Here is a 12,312-nt window from a genome sequence, read left to right on the forward strand (position 1 = left end):
CCTTACCCCGGGGGGGGCCCACACGTCCCCCCCCCCCCACCAAACCCATCTCCGGGGGGGGCCCCCAAAATCCACCGCGCGGGCCCCCCCCCCCCCCGGGCCCCCCCGCCCCCGGGGGCCCCCGGGGGGGCGGGGCGGCTCCGGTGTTCGGTGCGCCCCTGTCGGGGGGCAAAGGGGTCGTACGGGATACTTGGGGGGCGACCGGGGTGACCCGGTCGGGAGATGGAAAGCAGCAGAAGGGCTCGAAGTGACTGAGATCGAGATCGGGCGAGGCAAGCGCGGCCGCCGGGCGTACTCCTTCGACGACATCGCCGTCGTCCCCAGCCGCCGTACGCGTGACCCGAAGGAGGTCTCGATCGCTTGGCAGATCGACGCCTACCGGTTCGAACTGCCGTTCCTGGCGGCGCCGATGGACAGCGTGGTGTCGCCCCAGCAGGCGATCGCGATCGGGCAGCTGGGCGGCCTGGGCGTGCTGAACCTGGAAGGCCTGTGGACGCGCTACGAGGACCCGCAGCCGCTGCTGGAGGAGATCGCGTCGATCGCCGACGAGGCGGACGCGACCCGGCGCCTGCAGGAGGTGTACTCCGCGCCGATCAAGGCCGAGCTGATCAAGCAGCGGATCAAGGAGGTCCGTGACTCGGGTGTGGTCACCGCCGCGGCGCTCTCGCCGCAGCGCACCGCCGAGTTCTCCAAGGCCGTGGTCGACGCCGGCGTCGACGTCTTCGTGATCCGCGGCACCACGGTCTCCGCCGAGCACGTGTCGGGTGCGGCCGAGCCGCTGAACCTGAAGCAGTTCATCTACGAGCTGGACGTCCCGGTGATCGTCGGCGGCTGCGCCACCTACACCGCCGCGCTGCACCTGATGCGCACCGGCGCGGCCGGCGTCCTGGTCGGCTTCGGCGGCGGCGCCGCGCACACCACCCGCAACGTGCTGGGCATCCAGGTGCCGATGGCGACCGCCGTGGCGGACGTCGCGGCGGCCCGTCGCGACTACATGGACGAGTCCGGCGGCCGCTACGTGCACGTGATCGCGGACGGCGGCGTCGGCTACAGCGGCGACATCCCGAAGGCCGTCGCCTGCGGCGCGGACGCGGTGATGATCGGTGCCGCGCTGGCCCGCGCCACCGACGCGCCCGGCCAGGGCTACCACTGGGGCATGGAGGCCGTCCACGAGGAGCTGCCGCGCGGCAAGCGGGTCCACCTGGGCACCGTCGGCTCCACCGAGCAGATCCTGGCCGGCCCGTCGCACACCCCCGACGGCACCATGAACCTGTTCGGCGCGCTGCGCCGGGCGATGGCCACCACCGGCTACACCGAGCTCAAGGAGTTCCAGCGGGTCGAGGTCACGGTCAACTCCGGCCACTGATCGCTCCGCTGACTCCGCTGATACGGAAAGGGCCCCCGCCATACGGCGGGGGCCCTTTTTCGATGGGGCGTCAGGACTTGCCGGACTTCACGGTCATGCTGACGCCCAGGAACGCGCCGAGCACGATGAACAGCACCGAGAAGAGGTCGAAGGCTTCCTTCCAGACGTCGACCAGCAGGGAGAAGTGGTCGAAGAGCAGGGTCGTCACCGACATGCTGGTGTGCTCGTGGGCGATCAGGGCGATGCCGAAGATCTCGCCGAAGAACAGGCCGACCACGGTGAGCAGCCCACCGAGCGGCGGCAGCAGCGGGTGCTTGCCGCCGACCTTGCCGACGGTGGCGCCGATGGCGGCGGCCATGCCGAGCACCAGCCAGACGAACTCGCGGTCGGTGGCCTTGGCGATGAATCCGTACAGCAGGCCGCAGGCCAGCGTGACGCCGACGCCGGCCAGCACCGCGAGCGGCACGTTCTTCGGGCCGGCGTTGGCGCCGGCCACCGGGACGCCCGCGCCCCAGGGCTGGCCCTCGGCCGGGGCGGACTGGTCGGCCTGGCCGGGCTGGCCGTAGGGGGCCTGGCCGTACGGGGCCGGGGGCTGGCCGGGCTGGCCGTACGGGGCCTGCGGCGGGGCGGCCTGGGCGTAGGGGGCCTGCGGGGGCTGACCGTACGGAGTCTGGGGTGCGCCGAACTGGCCGGGCGGGGCCTGCGGCGGCTGGCCGTACGGGGCCGGGGGCGGGGTGGCCTGGCCGTAGGGGGCCTGCGGCGGCTGGGCGTAGGGGTTGGTCGGATCGGGCGTGGTCATTTCGGATCCCCCCGTTGTGATGGCATGAAGAGCGCGCAGAGGTTAGCAGGCGCACGGAGCGCTTGGACAGGGGTGCGGCAGGCTTCGGACGATCACCGGTGACGGGGCGGTCGGGACCGGTCGTTTTCGGTCGCCGGAGTGGTGCGGAAGAGACACAGGGGGCGCACGGGGCGCGACGCGGGTGGGGGTGGGTGGTCGGGCGGGGCGGCGACAGGGGATGATGGTGCCCCGGCGTGCGACCGCCGCCCGCAGTGGTCCGACAAGCCGTCAGGTCCCGGCCGGGCGACCGGCGAGGGCCGCAACACCATGGGGAGAGCGCACCGATGACGCAGCCGCAGGAACCGACCGGCCGCCTGCTGGCGGACCGTTACCGGCTCGGCGAGGTGCTCGGCCGTGGCGGTATGGGCACCGTGTGGCGGGCCGAGGACGAGATGCTCGGCCGGGTCGTCGCGGTGAAGGAGCTCCGGATGACCGGGGCCGTCGACGAGGCCGAGAAGCGCCGGCTGATCGTCCGTACGCTGCGCGAGGCCAAGGCCACCGCCCGGATCCGGCACACCGCCGCCGTCACCGTCTTCGACGTGGTCGAGGAGGACGGGCGGCCGTGGATCGTGATGGAACTCGTCGACGGCCGCTCGCTGGCCGACGTGGTCCGCGAGGACGGCGCGCTGACGCCGGAGCGGGCCGCCGCGATCGGGCTCGACCTGCTCGGGGTGCTCGGCGCCGCGCACAGCCAGGGCGTGCTGCACCGTGACGTGAAGCCGTCCAACGTGCTGATCGGTGAGGACGGGCGGACCGTGCTCACCGACTTCGGCATCGCCAGCGTCGAGGGCGACACCTCGATCACCTCCACCGGCATGCTGGTCGGCGCGCCCTCCTACATCGCGCCCGAGCGGGCCCGCGGGCAGCGGCCCGGCCCGCCGTCCGACCTGTGGTCGCTCGGCGGCACGCTGTACGCGATGGTCGAGGGCGTCCCGCCGTACGACCGGGGCTCCGCGCTGGCCACGCTGACCGCCGTGATGACCGAGGAACTGCCGCCGCCCCCGCACGCCGGGCCGCTGCTGCCGGTCATCGAGGGGCTGCTGGAGAAGGACCCCGCGAAGCGGATGGACGCGGACACCGCCCGCGAAATGCTGCAGCGGATCGTCGCCGGGGAGGCGCTGCCCGAGCCGAAGCGCGCCGCCGCCGCGAAGCCGGCCGAGCCCGTCGCCGCCGAGACCGCGACCCGGGCGCTGCCCGCCGACCCCGCCGCCGGCGCGGAGACCGCGGCGGTGGCGCGCGGCGGGGATTCCCGCCGGCGCGCGCTGCTGGCCGTCGCCGCGGTGGCCGCGGTGCTGGCGCTGGTCGCCGCGCTGGTGGTGCTGTGGCCCGCCGAGAAGGGCGGCGGGGCGAGCGCCCAGGACAGCGGCGGGAACACCGTCGCACCCGTGCAGCCCTCCGAGACCGCGAGCAGCTCGCCGTCCGCGAGCCCGAGTGCCAGTGCGTCGGCGGAGCCGAGCGAGTCGCCCGGGCCGACGCTGAGCCCGGGTCAGGTCCCGGACGGGTACCGGGTCTACAAGGACCCGTCCGGTTTCAGCATCACGCTGCCGGAGTGGATGGCCGACAAGGGCGCGGACTACCGCTCCACCAGCCGGCAGTTCGAGGGCAACGGGCTGCGGCTGGTGGTCGACTGGCAGTCGCCCGCCGGGGACAGCGCGCTCAAGGACTGGCAGGCGTCCGACAAGTCCGCGACCATGAAGGACTACCGCCGGATCCGGGTCGAATCGGTGGCCTACCGGGGCTGGAGCAACGCCGCCGACTGGGAGTGGACCTACACCGGCAAGAGCGGCACCCTGCTGCACTCGCTGAACCGCGGCTTCGTCACCGGCAACGGCAAGTACGGCTACGCGATCTACTGGACCATGCCGGAATCCGTGTGGTCCGCGCCGGACGGCTCGCTGGCCCGGCGGATCTCCTTCGAGAGTTTCCAGCCGGCGCCGTGAACCGGACGGAGCGTCTCCGGCGGGTGGACGCAAGGGAGTTGAAAGACCGCACCGGGAGGTGGCGGGTGCGGCCCGGGGCCGTAGGCTGGCGGGACTACGGCGTGAGGAACAGGCATGCGAACGGCCCCGGGGCAGGTGGTGGCCGGGCGGTACCGGGTGACGGACCGTCCGGACGATGAGGTCGGCGTGCCCGCGGTGGACGGGCCCAGCGGCGCCCGGGTGCGGCTGTTCGCCCTGGAACTGCCCGAGTCGCCGGTGCTCGGCGGGACGGCGCCCGCCTACGGGCCGCATCTGACCGCCCGGGTCGCGCAGGTCGCGGCCGCCGCACCCACCCACCCGCGGCTGCTGCGCGGACTCGCCGCCGGACCCGAGGGCGAACTGCTGTGGGTCGCCGAGGAATCGGTGGCCGGAGCCCCGCTGGAGCGGCTGATGGGCGACGGGCCGCTGTCGCCGTACCGGGTCGCGGAGATCGGCGCCGACCTGGCCGGGGCGCTGCGGGCCGTGCACGGCACCGGACTCACCCACGGCAACGTCACCGCCCGCACCGTGCTGATCTGCGAGGACGGCGCGGCGATGCTCGGCGGCCTGCTGCTCGGCGCCGCCGAAGAAGAACTGTGCGCGGCGCTCGGCGGCGAAGTGCCGCGCCGGGTGTACGAGACGCGCGCGCTCATGCTCGGACCGCTCGCCGAGCGCTGGGCGATCGACGCGGGCGCACCCGCCGACACCTGGGCCCTCGGCGTGCTGCTCTACCGCCTGCTCACCGGCCACGGCCCGTACCCCGAGCACGACCTGCCGACCCTGCTGGCCGCCGTCCGCGACGGCCGCCACCACCCCGCCGAAGGGTGCGGCCCGCTGCGGTCGCTGGTCGAGCGGCTGCTGCGCCCGGACGCCGCCGCGCGGCCCGACGCGTTCGCCGTCCAGCAGGAGTTGCGCGAGCTGCTGGTGTTCGCACCCGAGCCGTACCCGGACGGCCCGCCCGCTCCGCCGATGCCCGCGCCCCGCACCGGGAGCGCTCCGCCGGCGGCCCGGCGGCCGCGCGGCGCCCGCCCGAAGAAGCGGCCCCCGACGGCCCGTCAAGGTGCCGCGCCCGCCGGGCGTCCGCCGCGGATACCCGCGCGACTGCTCGGGCCGCTGGTGGTGGTGGCGGTGCTGGTGCTGATGGTCGCGGCACTCGCCGGGATCGTTCTGGTCGCAGGCTGAAAGCGGTCGGTCACCGTGCGATTCGCAAGCCGGGGTGTGATTCCCGCGCGGCGCCGCGCAGCCTAGGCTTGCCTTCGAACCGTCGGTGCGAGCAGGCACACGAGGTGCCACGACCTCGTCCGACCGACGGTGGGGGGTCATCGAAGGGGGGGACGGTCATGGGCGCACAGGACCAGTCGACCGACCGTCTGCTGGCCGGGCGGTACGCGCTCGGCGAGCGCCTGGGACGCGGCGGGATGGGGACCGTCTGGCGGGCCAGGGACGAAATGCTGGACCGGGAGGTCGCCGTCAAGGAATTGACGGTCAGCCACCTCTCGGAAGAGGACCTGGAAATACTTCAGTCCCGGATGAAGCGCGAGGCCCGGGCCGCCGCCCGGATCAAGCACCCGGGCGTCATCACCATCCACGACGTGCTCGAACAGGACGGCCGGCCGTGGATCGTGATGGAACTCGTGGACGGCCGTGCGCTGTCCGAAGTGATCAGCCAGGACGGCACCCTGAGCCCGCGTGAGGCCGCCGAGGTCGGCCTCCAGCTGGTGGCCGCACTGCACCGCGGCCACCAGCTCGGGGTGCTGCACCGGGACGTCAAGCCCGCCAACGTGCTGATCGAACACGGCACCGGACGCGTCGTGCTGCTCGACTTCGGCATCGCCAAGTTCGAAGGCGCGATGGAGATCACCCGCCCCGGCGACCTGGTCGGCTCACCCGACTACCTGGCCCCCGAACGGGCCCAGGGCCAGCGGCCCGGACCGGCCTCCGACCTGTGGGCGCTCGGCGCGACGCTGTTCCACGCCGTCGAGGGCCAGTCGCCGTTCCGCCGCGACAGCCCGCTCGGCACCCTCACCGCCGTCGTCGACGAGCCGCTCCCCGAATCCCGGCGGGCCGCCGCACTCGGGCCGGTGCTGGCCGCGCTGATGGCCAAGGACCCGGCGGAACGGCCCGGCGCCGACGAAGCCACCAAGATGCTTCGCGAGGTCGCCGCCGGACAGACCGTCAGCATCCGCGTGCCGGCCCAGGCCGGCGAGGAACGGCAGCCCACGCAGGCGGTGCCGCTGGGCGACCGGGTCGAACCTGCCGAGACGGCTGCCGGGGCGGCCGCCGGGGCGGAGACGGTGGCGCCGGGGCGGGTGCCGGTGCAGGGCGGGGCGACGGAGACGGTGGCGCCGGCTGCGGCTGCGGCTGCGGCGCCGGCTCCGGCTCCGGCGGTTCGGGGCGGTCGGAAGCGGCGGATGCTGATGGTGCTGGCCGCCGTGCTGGCGCTGGCCGTCGTGGGTGGAGGCGGGTTCTACTACCTGGACCACCGGCACGAGGGCCAGGGCGGAGAGGTTTCGCCCGGCGTCGTCGACCCCGCGCTGTCGCCTCCTCCCACCGGCTACACCTGGCAGGAGGACCCGGCCGGATTCCGCTTCCCGCTGCCCAGCGACGGCAAATGGGTGCGCAGCGAGGAAGGCACCCAGATCTACTACTCGCCCGACGGCCGCGACCACTACCTGCAGTTCGCGGTGACGGTCGGTCAGCCGCTCTCGCCGCAGGAGCACCTGCTGCAGCTGGAGGCCTCGCTCAGCAAGAGCCAGCGGGATTTCCAGACCAGCAGCCTGGCCGCCGCGAAGATCAACGACCAGGAAGGCGCGGTGTGGGAGTTCAGCTTCACCACGCCGAGCGGCGTCCGCCGGCACGCGAAGGAGGCGGAGTTCCGGCGCAGTGACGGGACGTCGTACTCGGTGTACGTGTCGGGGCCGGAGAAGGACTGGACGCAGAGCCTGCGGCGCTTCACGACGGTGCTCAACAAGTTCACGCCGACGAAGTAAGGCGGTGCGGGGCCGCGACCTGACAGCGAGGTCGCGGCCACGTGCAGGTCATTGTTCGTGGCGCGATCTTTCCGGCGTGCGTCTTCCGTCTCGCGCAGTTCCCCGCGCCCCTGAATGCGCAACCCCCCTCTCGAATGAGTGTTACCGGCGGGTACACAAGTGGGCGTCGAGCGCCTAGGCTGCCCGCATGACGGAGAGCACGAGCCAGGTTCGGCGCAATCCTGTGGCCACGGGTGCGGCGCGTACGGTTGCTTCGGCGGTGCCGGCGGCGGTGGTGGCGCGGTTGGTGAAGGGTGTGACGGCGTCCGGGGAGGGCGTCGTGGAGACCCTGGCGCCGTTGACCGGGGAGGTGCTGGCGGCGCTGCCGGTGTCGGGGACGGCGGATGTGGACCGGGCGTTCACGGAGGCCCGGCGGGCGCAGCCCGCGTGGGCGGCGCTGTCGGTGCGGCACCGGGCGGGGGTGCTGCTGCGGTTCCACGATCTGTTGCTGCGGCGGCAGGACGAGGTGCTGGACCTCATTCAGGCGGAGACCGGGAAGGCCCGGCTGCACGCCTTCGAGGAGGTCATGGCGGTCGCGTCGGCGGCCCGGCACTACGGGCGGACGGCGTCCTCGTACCTGAAGGACCGCCGTCGTGGCGGTGCGGTGCCGGGGCTGACGAGCGCGGTGGAGGCGCGGCGGCCCAAGGGTGTGGTCGGGCAGATCTCGCCGTGGAACTACCCGTTGGAGCTGTCCGTCGGTGACGCGCTGCCGGCGCTGGTCGCGGGCAACGCGGTGGTGAACAAGCCGGACACCCAGACGGCGCTGACCGCGTTGTGGGCGCGGGAGTTGTTCGTCGAGGCGGGGCTGCCGCCGCAGGTGTGGCAGATCGTGCTGGGTGACGGCCCGGTGGTGGGGCCGGAGGTGGTGGAGCGCGCGGACTACGTGGCGTTCACCGGTTCGACCCGTACCGGCCGGGACGTGGCCCGGCGGGCTGCCGAGCGGCTGGTCGGGGCCTCGCTGGAGCTGGGCGGCAAGAACGCCATGCTGGTGCTCTCCGACGCCGACCTGGACAAGGCCGCGGCGGGTGCGGTGCGGGCGTGCTTCTCCTCCGCCGGGCAGCTGTGCATCTCGATCGAGCGGCTGTACGTGCACCGGTCGGTGGCGGACGCGTTCCTGGCGAAGTTCGCGGAGCGGACGTCCGCGCTGCGCCTGGGCGGCGGTCTGGCGTACGGCGCGGACATGGGCTCGCTGGTGTCGGGCCGTCAGCTGGAGACCGTGACCCGGCACGTCGAGGAGGCGGTCAAGGCCGGGGCGACGGTGGTGGCCGGCGGGCAGGCCCGGCCGGACCTCGGGCCGCTGTTCTTCGAGCCGACCATCCTGGACGGCGTCACCCCCGAGATGGCGGTGTGCGCGGAGGAGACCTTCGGCCCGGTGGTGTCGATCTACCGGTTCGACACCGAGGACGAGGCGGTCGCCGCCGCCAACGCCACCCCGTACGGCCTGAACTCCAGCGTGTGGACCAGGGACACCGGCCGGGGCCGCAAGGTCGCGGCCCGGCTGCGCACCGGCACCGTCAACGTGAACGAGGCGTACGCCGCCGCGTACGGGTCGGTGGCGTCGCCGATGGGTGGCATGGGCGACTCGGGGCTCGGCCGGCGGCACGGCGCGGAAGGCATTCTGCGGTACACCGAGGCGCAGACCATCGCCGTGCAGCGGCTGCTGCCGATCGGCCCGTCGATGGGTATGGACGACCAGAAGTTCGCCGAGTTCTTCACCACCGGCCTGAAGGTCATGAAGGCGTTCCGCCTGAAGTAGCAGGGCAGTTGCCGTCGCTTGCCGAGGAGGGGCAGTGTCGTTCGACTACGACGTCGTGGTGGTCGGTTCGGGCTTCGGTGGTTCGGTCGCCGCGCTGCGGCTGACCGAGAAGGGGTACCGGGTCGCCGTCCTGGAGGCCGGGCGCAGGTTCGGCCGCGACGAGCTGCCCACCACCTCCTGGGACACCCGCGACTACCTGTGGGCGCCCGCCGTCGGCCTGTACGGCATCCAGCGCATCCACCTGCTGCGCAATGTGCTCATTCTGGCCGGGGCGGGCGTCGGCGGCGGCTCGCTGAACTACGCCAACACGCTGTACGTGCCGCCGAAGCCGTTCTTCGAGGACCGGCAGTGGCGGCACATCACCGACTGGCAGGCCGAACTCGCCCCGTTCTACGACCAGGCGCAGCGGATGCTCGGTGTTCGGCTCAACCCGACGATGACGCCCTCGGATGTGCACCTGAAGGCCGCCGCCGAGGCGATGGGCTGCGGCGACACCTTCCACCTGGCCCCCGTCGGGGTGTTCTTCGGCGACGGGCAGGACGGCACCGGCGAGGCCAAGGCCGCGCCCGGCAGCGAGGTCGACGACCCGTACTTCGGCGGGGCCGGCCCGAAGCGCAAGGCGTGCACCGAGTGCGGGGAGTGCATGACGGGCTGCCGGCACGGCGCGAAGAACATGCTCACCGAGAACTACCTGTACCTGGCGGAGCGGGCCGGCGCCGAGATCCTGCCGCTGACCACCGTGAAGCGGCTGCGCCCGCACGGCGACGGCTACGCGGTGGACGTGCTGCCCACCGACGCCCGCACCCGGCGGGCGAAGAAGGCCGGCGCCCGCACCATCACCGCCGAGCGGGTGGTGGTCGCGGCCGGTACGTACGGCACCCAGACGCTGCTGCACCGGATGCGCGAGGGCGGGCTGCTGCCCCGGATCTCCGCCAAGCTGGGCCACCTCACCCGCACCAACTCCGAGGCGCTGGTGGGCGCGCAGACCTCCGACCGGCGTTACGGGGAGCGGCCCGACTTCACCCGCGGCGTGGCCATCACCTCGTCCGTGCACCCCGACGAGAACACCCACATCGAGCCGGTCCGCTACGGCCGCGGTTCGAACGCGATGGGCGCGCTGTCCATCCAGCAGGTCAGCGGGGCGGGGCGCGGGCCGCGCTGGCTGCGCTACCTCGGGTCGGTCGGCCGGCATCCGTGGATCTTCGCGCAGTCGATGAACCAGCACCGCTGGTCGGAGAAGACCATCATCGGCCTGGTGATGCAGTCGCTGGACAACTCGCTGACGGTGTCCCTGAAGAACGGCAAGCTGACCTCCCGCCAGGGTCACGGCGCGCCCAACCCGAACCACATCCCGGCGGCGGAGGAGGGGGCGCGGGCGCTGGCCGCGTCGATCAACGGTTTCCCCGGCTCCACCGTCGGCGAGATCTTCGACATCCCGCTGACCGCGCACTTCCTCGGCGGCTGCCCGATCGGCGACAGCGCCGAGACCGGTGTGGTCGACCCGTACCACCGGCTGTACGGCTACCCGGGGATCAGCGTGGTCGACGGCTCCGCGGTCTCCGCCAACCTCGGCGTCAACCCGTCGCTGACGATCACCGCGCAGGCCGAGCGCGCCATGTCGATGTGGCCCAACCGCGGCGAGGCCGACCCGCGCCCCGAACAGGGCGCCGACTACCGGCCCGTCCGGGCGGTGACCCCGGCTCGGCCCGCCGTGCCCGAAGGGGCGTTCGGGGCGTTGCGGCTGCCGCTGCTGGCCGTGCCGAAGGTGCCGCGCAGGGCAACTGACGCCGATTGACATCGCCGGACGGCCGATGGGATAAACGGGCACCCGATCGAACCACCCCCGGGGGGACCGTCATGCCCATCTGCCCGTCCTGCGGAGCGGCTGTCGCCGGTGCCGTGGCGACCTGCGCGAACTGCGGACACCCCACCGGGCCCGCCGTCGTGCCGCCGCCCGCGATCGGGGAAGTGGTGGTGGACGAGACCGCCGCGTCCGGTCCCTCCCCGTGGGGCACCGGCCGGATACACCAGGACCGGCAGTGGCCGACACCGTCCCGGGGCTGGCTGACCGCCGGCCGGGTGCTGCTCGCCCCGACCGCGCTGCTGGTGGTGCTGGCCACGCTCGGCAGCACCATCGCGGGCCGCGGCGGCAGCGGCGTGGACGACGACCCGGCGGTGCGCTGGACCGTCCACACCTTCCAGATGTGGCTGCAGCTGACGCTGACCGCGTTCGGCACGCCCTGGCGGAACAGCAACTCCAGCAGCTTCGGCTCCTCCACCTCCGGCATCCACGTGCTGCCGTACGCGGTGGCGCTCGGCTGGCTGGCGCTGCTCTGGCTCGGCCAGCGGCTGACCGCCCGGGCCCGCGCCGCGGCCGGCGCCGCCGAGCCGACCGGGCCGGCGGCCGGCGCGCAGGCGCTGCGCACCGGCGCGCTGTCGGCGGTCGCGGTGCTGCTGCTGGGCTGGCTCTCCACCGGCAGTTCGCACGTCGACGAGGATTCGCTCTCGCTGAGCATGCAGGTCACCACCGGTCCGGCGATGCTGCCGCTCGGGCTGTCCGGGTTCCTGGCCGCGGCCGCGGTGGTGCTGGCCGTGGACGGGCAGGGCGCGCTGCGTGCCGAGGCCGCGCGGCGCCGGTGGCTGGGCGGCTGGCTGCTGGCGTGGCAGCACGCGGCGCGGGTGGTCGGGGCGCTGCTGGTGCTGCTCACCCTGGTGTCGGTGGTGATGCAGGTGCTGGTCGACCAGCCGTTCCCGCAGTCCACGTTCCGGGCGCTGACCGTCAACGGCGGCGTGTACCTGTTCGGTGTCGGCAGCGGCGCCCGGGCCGGGGTGGGCGGCCTGCGCGGCGGCCACGAGGGCACCTTCGCGCTGTACGACCTGGGCGCGCACGGCGGGCAGTGGTGGCTGACGGTGGTTCCGGTGCTGCTGGCGGCGCTGGCGCTCGGCTGGTCCGCGCACCGGGGGCGGCTGACCCAGCTGGACCGGGCCCGGCTGGCCGTGCTGTACGCGGTGCTGACGGCGGCGCTGGTGCTCGGCACCTCGATCTGGCTGAGCGAGAGCAGCACCATCAAGGGACAGGTCCACGAGGCCCGGATCGAACTGCTCGGCTGGTCGGTGACCTCGGTGGTGGTCGCGGCCGCGGCCTGGGCGGTGTTCGGCGCGCTGGTGGTGCCGGCCGCGCTCGACGCGGTGCGGCGCACGCCGGTGCCGGTGAGCGTGCCGCTGCCCGCGCAGGCGGCGGACGAGCCGGACGGCATCGTCGGGACGGTCGAACTGGTCGCCGAGGAGCGGCCGCTGGTCGGACAGGTCGACGTACTGGACTCGCACGCCGCCTACCGGCGGCCCGACGCGAGCTGAGCCCGGAC

At 73.8% G+C, this 12,312-nt stretch carries 8 protein-coding genes; 7 read left to right on the forward strand and 1 reads right to left on the reverse strand.

Going from position 1 to position 12,312, the window contains the following annotated elements; genetic code table 11:
• Window positions 1-247: 247 nt before the first annotated feature.
• On the forward strand, window positions 248-1,366 hold the full coding sequence (locus tag ACIHEI_RS14855; protein ID WP_387644562.1) for a GuaB3 family IMP dehydrogenase-related protein: 1,119 nt from the start codon (window positions 248-250) through the stop codon (window positions 1,364-1,366).
• Between the two features lie 70 nt (window positions 1,367-1,436).
• On the opposite strand, the gene ACIHEI_RS14860 is transcribed toward ACIHEI_RS14855, so the two are convergent.
• On the reverse strand, window positions 1,437-2,165 hold the full coding sequence (locus tag ACIHEI_RS14860; protein WP_396606862.1) for a hypothetical protein: 729 nt from the start codon (window positions 2,163-2,165) through the stop codon (window positions 1,437-1,439).
• Window positions 2,166-2,488: 323 nt separating this feature from the next.
• On the opposite strand from ACIHEI_RS14860, the gene ACIHEI_RS14865 reads away from it, so the two are divergent.
• The 6 genes from ACIHEI_RS14865 (at window position 2,489) to ACIHEI_RS14890 (ending at window position 12,304) form a co-directional block, all read left to right on the forward strand.
• Complete coding sequence (locus ACIHEI_RS14865; RefSeq protein WP_396606863.1) at window positions 2,489-4,144, forward strand: serine/threonine-protein kinase; 1,656 nt, start codon at window positions 2,489-2,491, stop codon at window positions 4,142-4,144.
• Between the two features lie 114 nt (window positions 4,145-4,258).
• On the forward strand, window positions 4,259-5,344 hold the full coding sequence (locus ACIHEI_RS14870; RefSeq protein ID WP_396606864.1) for a protein kinase: 1,086 nt from the start codon (window positions 4,259-4,261) through the stop codon (window positions 5,342-5,344).
• 158 nt (window positions 5,345-5,502) lie between these two features.
• The gene (locus tag ACIHEI_RS14875) at window positions 5,503-7,152 is read left to right on the forward strand and encodes a serine/threonine-protein kinase (RefSeq protein WP_396606865.1); all 1,650 of its coding nucleotides are present in this window, start codon (window positions 5,503-5,505) and stop codon (window positions 7,150-7,152) included.
• Between the two features lie 187 nt (window positions 7,153-7,339).
• Window positions 7,340-8,947, forward strand: coding sequence for a succinic semialdehyde dehydrogenase (locus tag ACIHEI_RS14880; RefSeq protein ID WP_387644574.1), 1,608 nt, complete (start codon window positions 7,340-7,342; stop codon window positions 8,945-8,947).
• 34 nt (window positions 8,948-8,981) lie between these two features.
• A complete protein-coding gene (locus tag ACIHEI_RS14885; RefSeq protein ID WP_396606866.1) occupies window positions 8,982-10,742 on the forward strand; it encodes a GMC oxidoreductase in 1,761 nt (586 codons plus the stop codon).
• 62 nt (window positions 10,743-10,804) lie between these two features.
• A complete protein-coding gene (locus ACIHEI_RS14890) occupies window positions 10,805-12,304 on the forward strand; it encodes a hypothetical protein (protein WP_396606867.1) in 1,500 nt (499 codons plus the stop codon).
• Window positions 12,305-12,312 lie beyond the last annotated feature (8 nt).

The organism is Kitasatospora sp. NPDC051984, assembly GCF_044593455.1.
Taxonomy (GTDB): Bacteria; Actinomycetota; Actinomycetes; order Streptomycetales; family Streptomycetaceae; genus Kitasatospora.